Genomic DNA, 19,596 nt, shown 5'->3' with positions numbered 1-19,596 from the left:
AAGAACGAGTGATGGGATAAATTCTCCCCTGGGCATTATGGGGATGGGTCTTCTTGCTGATTGAAAAAATGCTGGCCCCAGAACAACACTCTTACCCTCGCCATTCCCCTTGATATATGACTTATCAAAGCCGTCCATCCTCCCGTAGTGCAATCATCATAACGACTCTTGAAGGTGTACCGGGCCGAACCATCACCCAGCATTTTGGGTTGGTTCAAGGCAGTACGATCCGCGCCAAGCATATCGGCCGAGATATCGCTGCTGGTTTTAAGAATCTCGTGGGTGGCGAATTGCATGGATATACCGAATTGCTGCAAGAGGCGCGCCAAGAAGCCACTGATCGAATGTTGCAGCAGGCAGCTCAAATGGGTGCTAATGCCGTTGTGAATGTTCGTTATTCCACCTCCTCTGTTGCCCAAGGCGCAGCCGAATTGTTTGCCTATGGAACTGCCGTCAGGGTGGACTAACGATGCTTGAACTATTGGTTATTTTCGGCTTGTTGGCCCTGGGGTATGTAGCAGGATCCATTATTGAGCAGAATCATTATGCCAGCATTAAGGTGCGCGAGCGCCGCACCCAAAGCGTGCCGGTTTACAACATTGGGGCAAAGTATCCTTTACCTGAGGCTAAAGGAGCAAAGCTCTTTGTGGGAAGCGTTGTTATTTCCTCCGATTATTACAAAGCATTTTTAGCCCAGTTCAGCAAACTGATCGGCGGGCAAATTTTTGCCTATGAGAGTCTGCTCGATCGAGGACGACGGGAAGCTTTACTACGGATGAAAGAGGATGCGATTCGGTGGGGCGCTAAAAAAGTGGTCAATGTGCGTTTAGAAACAGCGACCATTGGCAATAGCCATGGGGATGCGGGCATTCTCTCCATTGAAGTGATTGCCTACGGTACGGGGCTACGATAAAGCCATAGTCCACCCTGTTAGGCTGCAATTGACGGCAGAGATAGCGGCAATCAACAGCTTTATTTTGCTAAACGAGAGGAATGGCGAAGTCTGACCGTATAATAGTTCTACAGAAATCGACAATAGCACCTCCAACCTCTCCTATATGTTTTCTCTCAGTGGCTACGAATATCTTTTGGGATTCTTACTCCTGTGTAGTTTAGTCCCAGCTTTAGCACTCAGTGCCTCCAAAGTGTTGCGTCCTAGTAATCAAGGAGCGGTTCGGCGTACGACCTATGAATCAGGAATGGAACCTGTAGGGGGCGCTTGGATCCAATTCAATATTCGCTACTACATGTTTGCCCTGGTCTTTGTCATCTTCGATGTAGAAACCGTCTTTCTCTACCCGTGGGCAGTCGCGTTCCACAAATTGGGGATCTTAGCTTTTATCGAAGCCCTAATTTTTATTGCCATCTTGATTGTGGGTTTGGTTTACGCTTGGCGCAAAGGTGCATTGGAATGGTCTTAGCGAAAATTTAATCAGCATTCCATTGACTTCGGTTTTATTATCCCCTCTCTAAAATTCTCTCTATTACACACATAAAGGAGTAAACGGTGGCTGAGTCCTCTCCAGACCCCAAGCAAGACGAACAATCCGTGGCAGAAGAGCAAACGGCCCCCATTGTAGAAGCTGGCCCCGTTGCCAAAAAGCTTTCTCAAGTAGGATTTTCCCTTGAGCCCTTAGGGGTAGATCATTTAGGGGTGGAAATGATTAAAGTTGAGGCCGATCAGCTAGTTGCCGTAGCAACCGCTCTCAATGATGAGGGATACACCTATTTGCAATGCCAAGGCGGGTATGATTCCGGTCCCGGCCAGGATTTAGTGAGTATGTATCATGTTCTCAAACTGAGTGATGATGCGGATCGCCCACCAGAAGTGAGAATCAAGGTTTTTCTGCCCCGCGAGAACCCTCGCGTTCCTTCTCTATATTGGCTGTGGAAAGCATCCGATTGGCAGGAACGGGAAACCTATGACATGTATGGCATTATCTACGAAGGCCATCCTAACCTTACCCGCATCCTGATGCCCGAAGATTGGGTGGGTTGGCCCCTACGCAAAGACTATATCAGTCCAGACTTCTATGAACTTCAAGATGCTTATTAAGCTTAATCGCTAAGCAGCCATGTCACGCAAGGAGCTAGGCTAGCTTATATTGGCTCTGGTTAGTTATCTCGACGACCTGCAATAAAATCCTCAGTCATTTCATAGGCTTCTTGGTCGGTGAATTGCTGAGGAGGGTGCTTCATAAAGAAGGCAGAAGGTGAGTGCAAAATTCCGCCTTTCTTGGCTTGCAGGGCCATTTTGCAGCAGCGGATGGCGTCAATGGACACTCCAGCTGAGTTAGGAGAGTCTTCTACGGACAAGCGCAGTTCCAAGTTCATGGGAACATCACCGAATAGCTTGCCTTCCATCCGAATAAAACAGACTTTGTTATCTTGCTGCCAAGAGACATAATCGCTCGGACCGACATGGATATCGTGGTCCTCTAGGCGATCACCCAACACCGCTTGGACAGCCTCGGTTTTGGATTCTTTCTTAGAAGCCAGACGGCTGCGGTTGAGCATATTGAGAAAATCGGTATTCCCCCCAGTATTCAGTTGGTAGGTCCGCTCCAACTTCACCCCCCGCTTTTTGAAGAGATCAGATAGCGTACGGTGGGTAATCGTGGCACCGAGTTGGGCTTTGATATCATCTCCAACAATCGGCAGCTTATTTTGTTTGAATTTCTCGGCCCACAAGGGATTGCTAGCAATAAAGACAGGAATACAATTGACGAATCCGACCCCAGCATCAATCGCACATTCAGCGTAAAAGCTGGTGGCTTCTTCTGAGCCCACAGGTAAATAGTTCACCAAAATTTCGGCACCTGAATCCTTGAGCGTTTTGACCACATCCGCTTTAGTGGGTTCTGCTTCCTGGCTCAGAACAAAGGTGTACTCAGGCTTATGATGACTCATATGGTCAGAGAAGCCATCCAAGATCTTGCCCATCGAGACTTTAACGCCAGTGGTTGGAATCTCTGAGCAAAAAACGGTCGTACAGTTGGGGGGCGCAAAAATGGCTGCTGACAAATCCTGGCCCACTTTTCGCTGATCAACATCAAACGCTGCAACCACTTCAATATCGTGGGGTTTAAACCCACCGATATCCCAATGCATAATGCCAATTGCTTCTTCGGGACTTTTAGTTTTGTAATACTCAATGCCTTGAATCAGGGAGCTTGCACAGTTGCCAATCCCGATGACTGCTATCTTGATTTTTTCCACTAAAACATATCTCCTTCGCAGAATTGAGGGTTTTGGAGCAACCTAGTGCATTAACCGAATGACAGCGGCGTAATGGAATGGGTTTCTCTGGAAGAATTGGGTTGTGTTTAATCCGATACGTTCTCGTGCAATACCCTGCATAGCCCCGATCACCACAATCCCTAAATCTCAACAACGTTCTGGTGAAACTGTTCAAGATCCTATTGCAAGTCCCCCAGATAAATAAGAATGACAAGAGGCAAAAACAATTGTTCCATCAGAGGTTGACCTTAAACCTAAGGACAATAGCTCCATTGGTGTTGATGCTTGAGTCTCAGTCCAACATGCAAAGGAGGAAGATTTAATCTAGTTCACCTAGCAAGTGTGGGAATAACGGTCTAGCGTAACCCCTGTACTTCACTAGAAGATATTAACTTAGCTTTCACCATCCGTTAACCCGAGTTAACCAAAAACCTATGGTAAACCGAAGAGGTACAAAACAGAAGTAGGTTTTTGAGGAGACGATAGAGCCTCCCGAGCCATTGGTGGAGTTTATGGCCGTGAGGGGTGGCAGGGATGAGATGAAGATCGCACTGTTGTAGCGTTCCTAGTTGGTGGCGCAAGGTGGTGTCAGTCTGAGCTAAGGCAAGCGGTATACATGCTTGCCTTCTCTGACAGGTATCGCATAGCATACAGCGCTTATCCTTACGAGCGAAAGAATATGTGGAGTCAAGGGGAAACCTAACTGGGGTGTTTGACCGACAAACTCGCTGTCAAGTTCTACGTTGGAATAACCTTTATGGCTGGGTTGAGTTTGGTCGCCTTTGCAAATTTAGCAACCTCAACCCTAAAAAGCGGTTGTCTGGGCTACAAAAATCCGACAAATTCAACTTTAAATCTTAGGCAGCTGGTCAATTTGAAAATATTGGTAGAACTGATCCGTGATCTGGACTCGGTAGGAGCGGCCACTGGATTGACGGCGTTTTTGGACAAAGCCTTTTTCTACCAATTCCTGCACATGCTGATAAGCCCCTGAGCCTCTCAACTCAACTAGATCGGTTTGGGCAATGGGGCCTTTAAGCGCAATGGCAGCTAAGGTTCTTTGAGCCCCTACGCCTAAATCGACGGGAACGAGGGTGTTGACCATGCTTTGATAGGTTTGACGCAGTTGGAGGCTAAAGCCATCATCGGTTTCGACAATTTCTAAGGCACTATCACGATGGGCATAGTCCTGCATCAGTTCGATCAGGGCATCTTCGGCCTCGTCGCGATCGCACTGGGCGTATTCCACAATTTTAGTCAGGGACAAGGGTTGGGCCTTGAGGTAGAGAATGGCCTCAATCACCGTTGCCAGACGGGTGGATGTCGCTGGATGAGTTGAATCAACCACAGCAAAAAGCTCCTGAGTCAAAACTGGAGAGGGTAAAGACGATCAGTCTTGCGCCAATGATAGCTTCTCTACTTGCGATCGCAACAGTGAGCAACTATTTCGGGCGATATCATCCAGATTGCCCCCTATACTCCCAGCAAACATTGAACCGATTGAGTCAGGTAGAAAAATTCATCCGTGTGATACCATAAATTGTTCGGCTGATTTCAACGTTGCCGTAAAAATATCATTCAGTATCTGCTGTTAAGGCATTAAAAACCCATTATCTTCGTTGAGGTATTTATGGCTAAGCGCCGCAACCTAAAAAAAGAAAAAGCTCTGCGAAACCAAGCCTATGCCCGGAAATTTCGCAAGCGCTCTGGCTCTGGTCGCTTCGGTAGACGACAATACAACTCCAATCGTCAAGAATCCTCTACAGACAACCAAGAGGGAGAAAATCAAGAATCGAATTCTGATTCATCTTCTGCCACAGATTAAAACCTGAGGACACCTGTTATTTGGGTTTGCCCATCGTTTCTAGTGAGTTCTCCAATCACGCAACATCTTGAATGGAAGACTTAAAACTTATTTGTCTTGAGCATTGGCACTGAATCCCGTTCTGATGCCTTAGGCTACGTCTATCTAAACCAAGACCATACAAGCCCTCAAAGATGTCATGATCCTTGAGGGCTTTGCTGTGAAGGCAAGGAGTAGTCTCGACACAAGTGAGGGCCTTCGCCAAGGCTGAGTCTTTTCAGGCTTTTCTCAGAAATATGGTTTATCATCCCCAGGATTACATCATTTATTTCTCAGGTTTCAAGGTTAGGGTCGAAACATTGGCGATAGGAAACATTGGCGATAGAAGGATACTAACGATGTACCTATGCAGATTCACGCAAGCAGACTGTTCAGAAATCAATAGGTCAGGGATATTATCACTCAGCTTAATTTTTAGGTTGTCATTCTCTCTGCATCTCAGCAGTACCCTCTTAAACAGATCCGGAACCATCGTATTGGTCTAAAGGCAGGCTATGCACACCATTCTGGCCGGAGATATTGGCGGCACTAAAACGATCCTTCGTTTGGTTAATGTTGCTTGCCCCTCCCCTCAGCAGCGAATTCCTCACCTAACAACACTCCATGAACAGACGTATCCGAGTCAGGCTTTTCCTGATCTGAGCCCGATGATTGAGCAGTTTTTGGCCCAATCATCAGTCGAAATTTCTCATCCCATCCAATCCGCCTGTTTTGGCATTGCAGGTCCGGTCATTGACAATACTTCAGAATTAACCAACCTATCCTGGTCACTGACGGCCAGTCGGATTCAGCAAGAGTTTGGATTTGCCCAGGTCGCCTTGATCAATGACTTTGCCTCGGTCGGATATGGTGTCTTGGGATTGGCAGAGCAAGACTTGGCAACCTTGCAAGCCAAACCATCTAACCCCCACGCTCCGATCGCAGTTATTGGAGCAGGAACAGGCTTAGGGGAAGGCTTTCTAATACCCTCTAACACGGGTTATCAGGTGTTTCCTAGTGAGGGCGGACATTCTGACTTTGCCCCTCGTACCCCAGTCGATTTTCAACTGCTCCGTTTTTTATTGGAAGAGAAAAAGATCAATCGGGTTTCCGTTGAACGGGTGGTCTCTGGACAAGGGATTGTCTCGATTTATGAGTGTCTGCGCAGCTTAGGGTCAACCGCGGAATCTCCCCTCATTGCGCAAGTATTTCAGGCTTGGGAACAGGAGAATACTCCGACTGAGCAGCGGCCGGATCCGGCCGCTGCGATCGCCCAAGCCGCTCTGGCCGAAACCGACGCCCTCTGTCAACAGACCATGGCTCTCTTTATTGCAGCCTATGGTGCAGAAGCAGGGAATTTAGCCCTCAAACTCTTGCCCTACGGCGGACTATATATTGCGGGCGGGATTGCCCCTAAAATTCTGCCTTTACTCCAAAGCGGTGAGTTCCTCCAAGCCTTCCATCAAAAAGGACGCGTCAGTGCCTTACTTCAAAATATCCCGATTCATATTGTCCTTAATCCGAAAGTGGGGCTTATTGGCTCTGCCCTTTACGCGGCCCAACGCTCAGCAGGTTCTGAGAATGCATAATGGTGAAGTTTAAGGGGGCTTGTCCGTTTGTTACACAGCATCGCTAATTCTTGAGATCGTCCAATTTATAGGAGTTTAACCCCATGACTCAACCCTCGTTTACCGGTGTAACCCTTGCCCCTATGGATGAGTACAATCGGAAACTCATCGCCAATGTTCATCCTTCAGACTGGGTGAATCCTACCCCTGCTGAGTGTTACGACTTAGTGGTGATTGGTTCAGGGACGGCAGGCTTGGTGACGGCGAAAGGAGCCGCAGGCTTAGGGGTGGGGCTGAAAGTGGCCTTGATTGAAAAACATTTAATGGGGGGAGATTGCTTAAATGTGGGCTGTGTTCCCTCCAAATGTCTGATTCGGTCGGCCCGAACCGCAGCTGATATCCGGGATGCTAAACCCTTTGGTATTCATCCACCCACCCACATCGATGTAGACTTTCCGGCAGTGATGGAACGGATGCGACAAGTTCGAGCGCGCATTAGTCCTGTAGACTCGGCAGACGCAGCGGCGAAATCCGGTGTCGATATGTTCCTGGGGGAGGGACAATTTACAGGTCCGAATACGGTCTCCGTTGACGGTCAAACCCTACGCTTTAAGAAAGCAGTCATCACGACAGGGGCACGAGCAGTCAAACCTCGGATTGAGGGCATTGAAGAAGTGGGCTATTTGACCAATGAAACGGTCTTCTCCTTAACGCAAAGCCCCAAGCGTTTGGCCGTCATTGGGGGAGGACCCATTGGCTGTGAACTGGCTCAATCTTTTCATCGTCTCGGGAGTCAGGTCATCCTCTTCCATCGAGGATCTCATCTCCTCAATAAAGAAGATGCGGATGCGGCAGAAATTGTCCAGCAAGCGTTTCTGCGAGAGGGGATTCAGCTGGTTTTAGCCTGTCAAATGAAGCGTGTAGAGCAAACCCCTGCCGGGAAGGTCATTTATTATGCCTGCAATGGCCGGGAAGAGTCCGTTGTGGTGGATGAAATTTTGGCTGGGGCAGGCCGAGCCCCGAATGTGGAAGGGCTAAATCTAGAAACGGTAGGGGTTGAATACGATAGCCGCCAGGGCGTATTCGTCAACGATTATTTGCAGACCACCAACCCTAAAATTTATGCAGCTGGGGATATCTGCATGAATTGGAAGTTTACCCATGCAGCCGATGCCGCAGCCCGGATTGTGCTTAAAAATACGCTGTTTTCGCCCTTTGGAATTGGCAAATATAAGCGCAGTGATTTGGTTATGCCCTGGGTGACCTTTACCGATCCAGAGATTGCCCATGTGGGTCTATACGAACATGAGGCTCAGGATCAAGGTATGGACCTCCATACGATCAAAATTCTCTTTGATGATGTCGATCGCGCTCTTGCGGATGGCGAAGAAGAGGGGTTTGTCAAAATTCACTTGGAAAAAGGATCGGACAAAATTTTAGGAGCAACCATCGTTGCCCGCCATGCAGGAGAAATGATTAGCGAAATCACCACTGCGATGATTGGCAAAGTGGGCTTGGGCAGTATGGCTAGCGTTATTCACCCCTATCCCACCCAAGCGGAAGCGATTAAGAAGGCAGCAGATACCTACCGTAGGACCTTATTAAAGCCCGGAACGATTAAGTTGCTGAAACTCCTGACAAAGCTCTCTTAACTGATCGGCCCCTCTGGTTCTTTTATCTACAACAGTGGCGGAAATTGCAGTCATAATATCCAGGCTGCCCTATCACTTTATGCCTTTAGTCCTTGCGTATTGACTATTTCAGAGAATTGCATGGATTCCGTGAATCTGTTAATTTTAGTTCATGATAGTTTCGTTTAATGATCGGGCTACTTCAGATTTATTTCATGGTGTGTCCAGCCGTCATTCTCGAAAATTACCCACCCAAATCCAAGAATCTGCTCTCTATAAACTTGACATGCTGAATGCAGCGCAATCACTCAATGATTTGCAATCTCCTCCGGGCAATAGATTAGAGGCTCTGAAAGGAGATTTGTCTGGCTTGTATAGCATTCGTATCAATTCCCAATGGCGTATTGTCTTTCGCTGGATAGATGGCAATGCCTACGAGGTTCAAATTGTTGATTATCACTGAGATAGTAGAGGGGCATTATGATTCCCAGCAATAGAATTGCTACCCATCCTGGCAAGATTTTGCTAAAACAATTCCTTGAGCCTTTAGGCTTAACTCAAAAAGCGTTAGCTCTTCATGTCGATATCCCTGTTCAAAGGGTTAACGAAATTGTTCGAGGAAAAAGAGGGATCTCTCCAGAAACAGCATGGCTATTATCCGAAGCATTCAATACCACGCCCGAATTTTGGTTGAACCTACAGGCAATATATGATCTATCTGCAAACCGGCCTATCCGTCATGTTCAGTCATTGATAGCTTGAGATATTCCCACTCGATTCAAATAGGATTACTGTCGAATCAAACCGCACATCCGTCAAAATTAAACCGTTAATTGCTGACTATCGCTGCTTGACGAAAGACAGAAGGCTCAGAAATCCAGGCTATTAGATCGACTAAGGCGCGATCGCGATAAGCACCATATCGTTCTCGCTTATTTCGAATCCGCTGCGACAGATCAGGAATAATGCCAAAGTTAGGTGGCATCGGCTGAAAATGCTTGGGTGTGGCTGAACTAATAAATTCAAACAGCGAACCACTCATGGTGGTGGTTGGCAGGACCACAGGTTCCAGTCCTTGGGCCAATCGCACTGCGTTCGTTCCTGCTAGCCACCCTCCTGCCGTCGCTGCCGTATAGCCTTCCGTTCCGACCAACTGTCCTGCTGCCAGTAACGTAGGCCGTTGCTTAAACTGCAAGGTGGGATAAAGCAATTCCGGCGCATTGATAAAGGTATTGCGATGCATTACCCCCATACGCACAAATTCTGCCGACTCCAACCCCGGAATCATTTGGAACACCCGCTTTTGTTCACCCCAGCGCAGATTCGTCTGGAAACCGACTAAATTCCATAGCTTGCCCGCCTTATCTTCCTGGCGGAGTTGAGCCACAGCATAGGGACGATATTGCTGGTTTTCCGGTGCTTTAAAATCACCGTAGCGGTCATCGAATAAGCCCACGGGCTTGAGGGGACCGTAGCGCATGGTGTCTTCGCCCCGGCAAGCCATTTCTTCAATGGGTAAGCAACCCTCGAAGAATTTAGCGGTTTCTTTTTCAAAGTCTTTGAGTTCAGCCTGTTCCGCTTCACAGAGGGCCTGCCAAAAGGCTAAATATTGCTCCCGATTCATGGGGCAGTTGAGATAGGCTGCTTCGCCTCGGTCGTAGCGAGAGGCTAGAAATGCTACGTCTCGGTTAATGGATTCGCCGACAATGATCGGACTGGCGGCATCAAAGAAACTGAGATAATCTTGGCCCGTAAATTGGTGCAAACTCTCCGTTAAAGCGGCACTGGTCAACGGTCCAGAGGTCAATACGACAATGCCATCGGCGGGCAAAGTAGGCACTTCACCCCGGCGCAATTCGACACAAGGGTGCTTCGCCAAGGTTTCGGTTAGATCGCGACTAAAGATGCCTCGGTCAACCGCTAATGCGCCGCCAGCTGGAACTTGATGTTCATCGGCCTTGCGAATAATTAGGGAACCGAGCTGGCGCAGTTCTGCATGGAGCAATCCGGCGGCGCGATCGCTAGATTGTGCACCGAAGGAATTACTGCAGACCAACTCAGCCAACTGATCGGTATGATGCGCGGGGGTCAGCCGTTCTTCCGCCACTGAGCGCATCTCATGCAAAACCACGGGCCATCCGGCTTGGGCAATTTGCCAAGCGGCCTCAGTCCCTGCGAGTCCTCCCCCAATCACTTGAATGGGTTGTTTGTCGTCCATACTGTTCGTCTGCAAGCGTCTCCTTTACCAGGGTAGTCAATAAGCTTGCGATTTTTCTATTTCATTCCTCCTTGAATCTAGCCCATCCAAAACATCTCGAAGGGACGAAGTGAAACATATCTTACAACTGAGGAGGTGGTGGTGTGGGCCTTGCAGGAAAAGCGGTAGAACAGAATGTCAGCGCTTTCCCAGGGTGAATGAAACGAAATCTGGATTGCGAACAACCCCCAAATTGCTACAATCAGCTCACAGCGCATTAAGACGCAAACAAGTCAGAGTTCTGAATCCATTCTTTCTGCCTTCCCCTGTCACTTGTTGGTTCTTAGTGTGAAGAGCTTAGGGTATCAGTTAGCACTCGGATGTCCGTTTCTCAAACCCACAAGATACGCAACGATCAGGCAATGGCAGCCAATGCTTTCCAAGCCTTTTTTGAGCTGTCTCCTCATTTATGTTGCATTATCTGTCCCGACTTTTCGTTTGTGCAATTGAATCAGGCTTGGACCCAGTCCTTGGGGTGGTCTCTGTCAGAGCTAATGGCTGGCTCCTTTCTGAATTCTGTAGATCCTCAGACTCAACCAGCCACCATTGCTGCCTATCAAACGGTCCAGGCAGGGCAAACCGTTCAGTTTCAGAATTGCCATTTGCACAAAGACGGTGGGTCTCGTGGTGTGACATGGCAGTTGTGGCAAGACGAACAACAATTAACTTATGGCATCGGTACCCTCTTGGACCAAGACGGTTCGCCAGAAACAGCCTTGGAGCAAGAGCCCCTCGCTGCTGAGACGATCCTTGATCCTCCACTCCCCCAGGCCGACTCCTTTTTAAGTCAGCAACTGTTGGCCCTCCAAGCGCTACAGGCTGATTTAGAAAGCCAGAAGTTGGAGACCACCGTTTCATCCCAAATTCTGTACGATATTTCTCTGCAAGGTCATCTTGCCCATGATGATGAAGCCTTACTCCAATCGATTTTAGAAGATCTCTGCTCGACGATTCCCTATGATATTTCTGGAGGCGTCTTTTTGACCCGAATGGATGACGTGTTGCGGGGCCATTTTGCCAAACGACATCATCAACATCGTCCCCAGTGTAAGTTTTTTATTAAAACCTACCGTCCCCTTCCCCACATCATTGAATACAGTATTCAGAACACCATCCTCAAAAATCTGGCCTATCTGAGTGGGGTGGATTTGCAGGCGGCCCAACTCAACGTGGATATTTTGGATCCGCAGGCGATTGATGACCAAGCACCCCCCTTAGGAGCGATCCAATCCCAACTGTTCGTGCCGCTCATTGTGCCCACCGAGCAGGAACCACAGGTGATTGGGTTGTTGTTTGTTGGTGCTGAGCAAGCAGCACAGTTTAATGAAGAACATGTTCGTCTGCTTTATTTTGCAGCGAGCCATGTGGCCATGCTGATCCAAAGGCTACGATCGCGACTCGCCATCGACCAATTGGCTCAGGTGATCAAAAACCTGACGGATGGCGTATTGCTGCTGGATCAAAGACGTCGCGTGGTGCTGGCCAACGGCAAGGCCCAGAACTATCTCGCCCTCTTGTCGGAAATGGGGACGGATAAATGCTTACGACAATTGGGTAATAAGACCTTAGAAGAGTTGATGAACTGCACACTGGATGATCCAGATTGCCGAGAAGTAACGCTATTGGAGCATCCTGATCGGGTCTTTGAAGCAACCATTAAACCGATTTCCATGGATCCACACCTGGACTACTGGGTGGTGGTCATTCGAGACATTAGCGATCGCAAACGCTTTGAAGCCAAAATTCAAAATGCGCTAGAAAATGCCCGTGAGTTAGTGAATCTGAAGTCCCGAGTCATACGGACAGTCTCCCATGAATACCGTAGCCCTTTGTCGGTGATTCGTATGGCAGCAGAACTCTTGGAAAACCGGCATCAACAGTTGGACGTGGATCAAAGAAATCATTTCTTAGGGCGAATTCAACAAGCGACTCGGTACATGGCTGAGCTGGTGGACGATATGCTCTTAATCGAGCAGACTGAGTCTGGGAGAATGGACTTTACACCTATTAAATTGGATCTGCAGGCGTTTTGTCAGCGGTTGGTGAACGAACATCAATTGCTGAGCAACCATAACCACACATTACTGTTTGCCTGTGAGGGCAATGACACAACGTTAACGGCCGATCCAAAGCTATTGCGCCAGATTTTAACCAACTTACTAACTAATGCCATCAAATATTCTCCCGATGGCGGTGCCATTAACGTGCAGCTCATCTGTAGCCCTGAAACAGCGATGCTGAGTGTTGCCGATCAGGGGATTGGCATCCCGCCAAAGGATCAATCAGACGTCTTTGAAGCCTTCTTTAGAGCTGAGAATGTTGATGTGATCAAAGGGTCAGGTTTGGGATTGAGCATTGCCAAAAAGTTTGTGGAACTCCACGGCGGCCAGATTCAAATTGCGTCCCAAGTCAATCAAGGAACGACGGTGACGATTCAATTTCCGGCTACAACTCAGGGGCCTAAAGACTCCGCTTCGCTTTAGGTAAGGTAACGTAAAACGTACTGCCCTGTTTCAGGACGCTTTCAGCCCAAATTTCGCCTCTATGGAGACGGATAATGCGATCACAAATGGCCAGACCAATTCCCATCCCATCGTAGGTGCGACATCTGGAGCCATCCCCTTGCTGGAAGCGAGCGAAGATACAAGAGAGCTGTTCATCTGAGATGCCCATCCCCTCATCTATAATCCTAATCACAACATCGTGAATCTGATCCACGACTTCAATCGTCACTTGGCTATCTGGATCAGAAAATTTGATCGCATTATCTAGAAGCTGCTTGAGGACTTGCAAAATATAATCTGGGTCCACCCAGCAAAGATAAGGTTGATTCGCGACATAACTGACCGCCTCGGACCGGGAGGCTATCTGCTCGATCCGAATCCCGGTTTGGGCCAAGGTATGGGTCATCAGAGCGACCGCTTTCTCCACTAACACCTTGGCGTTGCAGGGCTCAAACTGTAGGGTAATGAGGCCAGATTCTAGCTGACTCAGCTCCAAAATATTGTCGATCAGACATTTGAGCTGGTTGGCACTTTGAATCGCAATGTCCAGCAATTGCAACCCTTCTTCCGTCAAGCTCCCGATACACCCACTCGCCAGCATTTCTAAAGGCGCATAAATCAGGGTCAAGGGGGTACGGAGTTCATGGCTAATGGTGGCAATCAGCTGATCTTTGAGTTGTTCCAGATTTTCGGTGGCCCGATTCTCTCGAATAATTAGGGTGTAGCAGTCGGCGGTGGAGAGGGGGGTCGATTGCTGCACCATCACTTCTAAGGGCGGCTGAGTCAGATCCGGCCGGGGGACATCCTGCCACCGTCGAGATTCACCCTCTAAAAGCCATTGCTCTAGAGGCTTTTGGGCAAAGTGTCGCAGGCGCTGTTGGTGGTCGATATCAGCCAGTTGTGGCAAGAGTTGTTGAGCAACTTCATTGGTAAAGAGGATATGGCCTTCTCGACTGACAATAACAACACCCTCAGAAAAATAAGTGGTGAATTGCTCCAGTCGGTGTTTTTCAGCGGAGAGATGCGATCGCAACCGCCCTAGAGATACGGCGCCTTGATTGGCGACGGTGAATAGAAAACGAAGATGACTTTGAGTAAACGCGTTTGGGGTCGTAGCCCCTATCAGCAACATACCGACGGTTTCTGGTCGATCTGGTTGCCCCGTTGTTTCCACCAGCATTGGCACCATCACCATCGAAGCCAGTCGATGCAGAGGCGGACAATCTGCATGGGGTTTACTTCTTTGCAAGGAGACATTGGTCTTGGCGGAGGAGACCCCATTCATCAAACTAAACCCAGCCAGCAGTCGCTCTCGAATTTCAGCTTGAGCTAGATCGCTGAGCGGATGGGTTGAATTAAAAACTAACTGCAGATCACCCGGTACAGAAATGAGTCCAGCAGCAACATCAATGGGTAAGACGCGGTCAAGGCTATTGACCAGCAAACTGAGTAAATCTTTATCACCCAGCAGATAGCTGACCTGGTGCGACAACTCGGACAAAATCTCTAGCTCAAAGGTTCGCTGGAGCAATAACAGTTCTAACTCAGCGTTACGCGCCGATAATTGCTCTATCTTCCTTGAACGTTCCATCATACAGACCTTTGCAAGCATCAACCCGATGTCGCTGGCAATAGAGTCAGAGATATTGACTGACGATGCTTGAAAGTCTTTGCTGCTGTTAGAGAGTTCACGAACAAGCTTTCGTGAAATATATCAAGCAGTTTAGAGTTCCAGATTCAACAAAAGATTGAAGTGTTCTTTATTATTGCTTTATATTCTACGAGAACTCACTGGTATCTTGGGGATAAGAAACATTGCTTAACTGAGAAGTGAAAGCATCACAGAGCTTTCACCCCTAAACGTTTGCCAATTGGGTGTCCCACCGTTCAGTAATAGTCGGTCTGCACCACAACGCCTTCACCATCCCGGATCCGATAGGGATAAGGGCGCGTATCTGCTTTGACACCCCGGGCCTTAGTGAGCCGAAGAGACGGGTAGCCTGAATTGCCGAGCTGGTGCATTTCGCCCCAGTCTGGTCGATAGAGTTCGATAGAAATATCGTAGGCATTCACCAGGCTTGATCTCAACTCTGGCTCTAGGATGCCTTTGAGGAAAATATCAAATAAAACGACACCGGGTTGATGTAGAAGTCGATTTTTTCGGTAGATCAGATTGACGAAGTCGCTGTGAGCATGGGCAATCGCTAAAGGCGTGAGGGAATCCGTAATAACGCGACAGGGCTTGGGCATCTCATCCAGATGCTGGGCCAGCTTATAGAGAAACACCTCCGTATCTTCGATATTGAGGGAGTGGGAGGAGTAACCAAAGATATCCAATAGGCGCAGCTGGCCGGATTCTAGATAGGGCTGGGGAAGAAAACGCAGATCTTCAAGGGCCTTCAGGGTCCGAGGGGTAGGGACATCAGCACCAATATACAAAACGGAATCTTGGCTCTTTAAGCCTTCGATTAAAAATTGATAGGCAAGAGTGGTTTTGCCTAAGCCAGATTCACCACGCACCAGCCAAGTGGTTTCAAAGGATAAATCACCCTGAAATAGAGGCTGGACGGGCTGAAAACTGAAGGGATGGTTGGCAAGATTGGGTAAAGACTCTGTCGGTGCACGATCGCTGACGTAAAACACTTGGATGCCCGTATCGGTAATCTCCATCCGATGGCGACCCGCTACATAGTCTGCTGCGCGCATCTTAAAGATTTCTAGATATCGTTGCCGTCGCTTGCCTACCATTTCAGTGGAGAGCACCAGGGTGCCATCGGCGATGGTTTCTTCAACGCCAAACCGAGATAGACGACGGGTATCGTTGGCGGGAATATCTGAAATTAGGATACCAACACCACCAACTCGCTGCATCAGCGTCGCTAACTGAAAGGTTTTTTCCCTTTGAATAGCCGGATCCTGTACCCGATAGAGGAAAACAGACAAGGAGTCCACAACCAAACGCCGGGGTTGGAAGCTTTCGACTTCTTGGATTAGCTGCTCAAGCTGCTCTTCGATCCGAATATCGGTTTGGGGGACGAATAGAACCCGTAATAACCCCTCCTGTTCATAGCGTTCAATGTCCCATCCAAAGCCCATTGCGCTGCGGTAGAGGCGATCTCGGGTTTCTTCAAAGGAGAGTAGTAGCCCTCGTTCTTGCTGACTGGCTCCTGCAATTAGAAACTGAAGGGCAAAGGTCGTTTTCCCAGTGCCCGACACGCCAGAGAGTATCAGCGATCGCCCTAGGGGAATGCCTCCTTTCAACAGATGGTCGAGGCCATCGATACCTGTGGATAAGGTGTCTTCTTCAATTTCCAGATTATGTTCTCGACGACGGAGGGTCAGAGCGGGACTAAGCACTTTAATGCCATCATCAGAAATTAGAAATGGAAAGGGCTCCATGTGGGAGTCTCGCCCCCGCATTTTATAAACCTGGAGAAAACGGCTGGGTGTGCCTGCTCTTTCTGAAATAGAGAGATAGAAGATACCGTCTGCGATCGCAAACTCCGTACTCTTGGTAATCAGGGTTTGATCACATTCATTTACCAAAAACGAGGTACAGCGGCAACTGGCTAGCCGAATCGAGAGATCAAAACAAAAGCGGCGAAAATCCCCTTCGTTTTTGGCTAGGTCATGGATAGCCTTAAAAGAGTCAATCACCAGAACTTCGGCCCGATGCTCATTCACCAGTTCCATAATCTGGTCAGCGACAGCCGTCAGTGGATGCTCGATCAAAAATGACCCCACATCCTGGTAAATCACCCGTTCACCAAAAACCGTTCCATCAAAAAAGCTAAAGTACTGCATATAGCGCACCACTTTCATGGAGGGCTCAGACAGCGTACTTAAATACAGGGCCTTGGCTTCGGACTGATTTTGGATATAGCTAAACAGAATTTGCTGGGCCAGGATCGTTTTGCCACTGCCCGGCGATCCGGCGATCACATTGAGGGAATAGGCAGGAATGCCACCTCCCAATACGGCATCTAGATTGGGAACGCTCGTCGGCAGTAACTTGATCTCTGGCATCGCTCTACAGTGTTGCCTTATAGAGGGACTGATCACCGTTTTGAGCAACCACCACCATACCCTGCTCTCGGAGGGTTTCTAACTCTTGGGAGAGATCATCCAGTGCTAAACCAGTCAGTTGAGATAGGGTATCGGCACTGGATAGCCCTTTCTCCTGCAGCACCTCCACGACATAGCGGGCCTTATTGGGTAAGTAGAGCAAATCTTTATTGCGCTCTTTAAATACCGGGATTCCCGTTAATACGCCTGTGTGGGCCTGGACCATGCGGTCAATCCGGATGCCCTGATTGGTAATTTCAAAGGATCGAATTTCCTTACTATGTTGGGATCCCCGGACCTTCATAATGCTAATGGCTCGCCCCATCCGTCCCGTCAATTCCAGATAGCGCAGCAAAATCACATTATCGACAACAAAAGAGACACCGTACTCACTCAACTGAAACGGCCCAAACATTTCGGGAATTTCATTGGTGAGCAGAGTGGTGACCCCTTGCAACTTGAACTGGTTGACCAGGGAGTAAATATAGTCTTTGAACCGCACCTTATCCGGGGTAGCAATTTCAATATCTTTCAGGGAATCGAGCAGTACCCGCTTCGCCCCCACCTTTTTCACAGCTTCCTTGACCCGGGCGGCATGGATATCGGGCTGCAGTTCCACAGGAGAGCTATAGAGATGCACCAGCAGCCCCTGCTTTTCCATATCTTCTAAATCCCAACCAAAGGAATAGGCAATTTCCCTGAGCTGTTGGGGATTCTCTTGGAAAGTGACAATGACACCGGGTTCTCCGGCTGCGACCCCTGCCGTAATTAAATGCAGCCCCAAGAGCGTCTTACCCGTACCCGCGCCGCCTGCCACCATCGTGGCCGATCCTTGAGGAACGCCGCCTTCGAGCATCGTATCCAGCTCCTCTACCCCCGTGGACACGCGCTGGCGTTGACTGAGGATAATTTCACCGGGTTCTTCTACGGTTTTAATCCGGGGATACACCGTTAGACCTGTGCTGTCGATATCAAAGGGATGCAGCCCGGTAGAATAGCTTTCTCCCCTCAGCTTAAGGACGTTCACGTAGCGCTGATAATGCAATCCTTGATGCATATTATGCAGCTGGATGATCCCGTCTGCGATCGCAAAAATGGGTTCACTCTCAATCTCTTCTGGCGTGTATTCACCAATCAGTAATGCCGTCACGCCCCAGGTGGTCAGCTGGACCGACAGGTCATAGCCAAACTTACGGACCTCAACGGGATCCTTCGCCATATCATGGATGGCCTTAAAACTATCAATCGCCACGATGGATGGCTTGTGCTCCTGCACATGCTTGACAATCACATTCGTGGCATCTTCCAGTCCCTTTTCCCGAATCACTTCACCAATATCGAGATAGTTGACATCACTGCCGACTTTTTCCGCATCAAAAAAACTAAACCGCTGCAAGTAATGGAGCAGTTTAACCGAGGGTTCCGAGAGAGTCACTAAATAGAGCGCTTTACGGTCCGGACTAGCATTACTATAGAGAATTTGCTGGGTGAAAATGGTTTTGCCAGCGCCGGGGGGTCCCGTGACAATATTGATCGATAGTTCGGGAATACCGCCTGAAAGGATAGAGTCTAGACCTGGAATATTGGTGGGTAACTTGCCTAAGGATTTCCGAGAACGTGGCGTTGTCATATGAGCTGTCTTCCCTCAATTTCCTTAAGAAGTTGCTGCACCAGAATATCTCCAGTCAGCATGGCTAAAATATCAATCAAATTGGCAATCAACTCCTTAAGTGCATCCCGCATTGCTAACTTCTCTTCTTCTCCGAGACGTTGACGCAACACATCAAATGAAACGCCTGCTGCCCTCACCTCCAGATGATGGATCACCGGATATTTCTCTGCCGTCAACACTAAAGCCCGTTCCATAATGGCCGTCACGGTGACGCGACCGAGGGTCGGCATAATCCGGTCCCAAATTGTTTTTAAGAGGTCTTCATAGATTTCAATCACCTCTTCTTTGCGGGCGATGGTTTTAGCTTGATCAACACGCTCTTGCACGCTCTCTTCCGAAACGTTTTTGGCTTGATCAGGCGGCTGTCCCGAGTGGCTCATACTTTTCTCTTTCAATCATGATTCAATACCCATCTGAACTAGGTCTAAATGGGATAACCAAGCTAAAAATAGGTAAAAATACTTGAAAATTGTACTTTTATATCGTGTTCCAATAAGAACTGTACACCTTGCATCCATGCATTAGATCTAAAATGCAACATTGGGTAACTTCCCACCCTTCTGCAACAGTTTGAGTCGTTCACTTCAATAATCGCTATCGCTCACGCGGACATCACTGTTTTATGGGCTATGCCTCACCCACAAGTCCTTAAATGAAGCACTGGCAAAGCATACACACATCTCCTGTGGATCTCGTACCATTCTGCATTCGCCCCCTAGCCCCCCAAACCTTGGGGGGAGAAACCCAAAATCCAGCTTATTTCCCCCCAGAATATAGCCTGCGGCATTCAAGAAAGGGGAGGTAGGGGGGCCAGTG

Annotated in this window: 17 protein-coding genes; 10 read left to right on the top strand and 7 right to left on the bottom strand. The window is 48.6% G+C overall.

The genetic code is table 11. The features are described from left to right. Positions 1 to 116: 116 nt before the first annotated feature. The 4 genes from Q0986_RS19250 to Q0986_RS19235 all read left to right on the top strand — a co-directional run bounded on the left by Q0986_RS19250 (position 117) and on the right by Q0986_RS19235 (position 2,056). The gene (locus Q0986_RS19250) at positions 117 to 467 is read left to right on the top strand and encodes a YbjQ family protein (RefSeq protein ID WP_299414509.1); all 351 of its coding nucleotides are present in this window, start codon (positions 117 to 119) and stop codon (positions 465 to 467) included. A gap of 2 nt (positions 468 to 469) precedes the next feature. Beyond that, positions 470 to 913 (top strand): heavy metal-binding domain-containing protein, encoded by a 444-nt coding sequence (locus Q0986_RS19245; RefSeq protein WP_299414508.1) that lies wholly within the window; start codon positions 470 to 472, stop codon positions 911 to 913. A 145-nt stretch (positions 914 to 1,058) separates the two neighbouring features. Further along, positions 1,059 to 1,421: a photosynthetic/respiratory NAD(P)H-quinone oxidoreductase subunit C gene (gene ndhC / locus Q0986_RS19240; protein WP_299414507.1), complete on the top strand. Its 363-nt coding sequence runs from the start codon at positions 1,059 to 1,061 to the stop codon at positions 1,419 to 1,421. An 86-nt stretch (positions 1,422 to 1,507) separates the two neighbouring features. Then, the gene (locus tag Q0986_RS19235) at positions 1,508 to 2,056 is read left to right on the top strand and encodes an NAD(P)H-quinone oxidoreductase subunit J (RefSeq protein ID WP_299414506.1); all 549 of its coding nucleotides are present in this window, start codon (positions 1,508 to 1,510) and stop codon (positions 2,054 to 2,056) included. A gap of 59 nt (positions 2,057 to 2,115) precedes the next feature. Here Q0986_RS19235 and Q0986_RS19230 read toward each other — a convergent pair whose 3' ends face one another. Beyond that, complete coding sequence (locus Q0986_RS19230) at positions 2,116 to 3,219, bottom strand: inositol-3-phosphate synthase (RefSeq protein WP_299414505.1); 1,104 nt, start codon at positions 3,217 to 3,219, stop codon at positions 2,116 to 2,118. An 871-nt stretch (positions 3,220 to 4,090) separates the two neighbouring features. After that, entirely contained in the window at positions 4,091 to 4,588 is a 498-nt protein-coding gene (scpB, locus tag Q0986_RS19225) for an SMC-Scp complex subunit ScpB (RefSeq protein WP_299414504.1), read from the bottom strand. A gap of 282 nt (positions 4,589 to 4,870) precedes the next feature. Between scpB and Q0986_RS19220 the strand changes: the two genes are divergently transcribed. From Q0986_RS19220 to Q0986_RS19200, 5 genes are all read left to right on the top strand, one after another. Beyond that, positions 4,871 to 5,065 (top strand): hypothetical protein, encoded by a 195-nt coding sequence (locus tag Q0986_RS19220; RefSeq protein WP_299414503.1) that lies wholly within the window; start codon positions 4,871 to 4,873, stop codon positions 5,063 to 5,065. A 533-nt stretch (positions 5,066 to 5,598) separates the two neighbouring features. Next, positions 5,599 to 6,672, top strand: coding sequence for a glucokinase (locus Q0986_RS19215; protein WP_299414502.1), 1,074 nt, complete (start codon positions 5,599 to 5,601; stop codon positions 6,670 to 6,672). An 83-nt stretch (positions 6,673 to 6,755) separates the two neighbouring features. Next, complete coding sequence (locus Q0986_RS19210; protein WP_299414500.1) at positions 6,756 to 8,303, top strand: mercuric reductase; 1,548 nt, start codon at positions 6,756 to 6,758, stop codon at positions 8,301 to 8,303. A gap of 151 nt (positions 8,304 to 8,454) precedes the next feature. Beyond that, positions 8,455 to 8,745: a type II toxin-antitoxin system RelE/ParE family toxin gene (locus Q0986_RS19205; RefSeq protein WP_299414497.1), complete on the top strand. Its 291-nt coding sequence runs from the start codon at positions 8,455 to 8,457 to the stop codon at positions 8,743 to 8,745. A 17-nt stretch (positions 8,746 to 8,762) separates the two neighbouring features. Next, positions 8,763 to 9,044 (top strand): HigA family addiction module antitoxin, encoded by a 282-nt coding sequence (locus Q0986_RS19200; protein WP_299414495.1) that lies wholly within the window; start codon positions 8,763 to 8,765, stop codon positions 9,042 to 9,044. Between the two features lie 67 nt (positions 9,045 to 9,111). Here the strand turns inward: Q0986_RS19200 and trmFO are convergent, their stop codons facing one another. Next, the gene (gene trmFO / locus Q0986_RS19195) at positions 9,112 to 10,500 is read right to left on the bottom strand and encodes an FADH(2)-oxidizing methylenetetrahydrofolate--tRNA-(uracil(54)-C(5))-methyltransferase TrmFO (RefSeq protein WP_299414493.1); all 1,389 of its coding nucleotides are present in this window, start codon (positions 10,498 to 10,500) and stop codon (positions 9,112 to 9,114) included. A 359-nt stretch (positions 10,501 to 10,859) separates the two neighbouring features. On the opposite strand from trmFO, the gene Q0986_RS19190 reads away from it, so the two are divergent. Next, on the top strand, positions 10,860 to 13,022 hold the full coding sequence (locus tag Q0986_RS19190; protein WP_299414491.1) for an ATP-binding protein: 2,163 nt from the start codon (positions 10,860 to 10,862) through the stop codon (positions 13,020 to 13,022). Here Q0986_RS19190 and Q0986_RS19185 read toward each other — a convergent pair. The 4 genes from Q0986_RS19185 to Q0986_RS19170 all read right to left on the bottom strand — a co-directional run bounded on the left by Q0986_RS19185 (position 13,000) and on the right by Q0986_RS19170 (position 19,160). Beyond that, the gene (locus Q0986_RS19185) at positions 13,000 to 14,637 is read right to left on the bottom strand and encodes a GAF domain-containing sensor histidine kinase (protein WP_299414489.1); all 1,638 of its coding nucleotides are present in this window, start codon (positions 14,635 to 14,637) and stop codon (positions 13,000 to 13,002) included. The genes Q0986_RS19190 and Q0986_RS19185 overlap by 23 nt on opposite strands. Before the next feature lie 293 nt (positions 14,638 to 14,930). Further along, positions 14,931 to 17,069 carry an ATPase domain-containing protein gene (locus Q0986_RS19180; RefSeq protein WP_299414487.1) on the bottom strand — a complete coding sequence of 713 codons (2,139 nt, stop codon included), beginning with the start codon at positions 17,067 to 17,069 and terminating at the stop codon, positions 14,931 to 14,933. A gap of 4 nt (positions 17,070 to 17,073) precedes the next feature. Then, entirely contained in the window at positions 17,074 to 18,738 is a 1,665-nt protein-coding gene (locus Q0986_RS19175) for an ATPase domain-containing protein (protein WP_299414485.1), read from the bottom strand. Then, positions 18,735 to 19,160 (bottom strand): hypothetical protein, encoded by a 426-nt coding sequence (locus Q0986_RS19170; protein WP_299414483.1) that lies wholly within the window; start codon positions 19,158 to 19,160, stop codon positions 18,735 to 18,737. The genes Q0986_RS19175 and Q0986_RS19170 overlap by 4 nt, the downstream gene beginning before the upstream one ends. Between the last annotated feature and the right edge of the window lie 436 nt (positions 19,161 to 19,596).

Source organism: Acaryochloris sp. IP29b_bin.148, assembly GCF_028285565.1.
GTDB lineage: Bacteria > Cyanobacteriota > Cyanobacteriia > Thermosynechococcales > Thermosynechococcaceae > Acaryochloris.
This window is presented reverse-complemented; position numbering and strand designations above follow the sequence as displayed.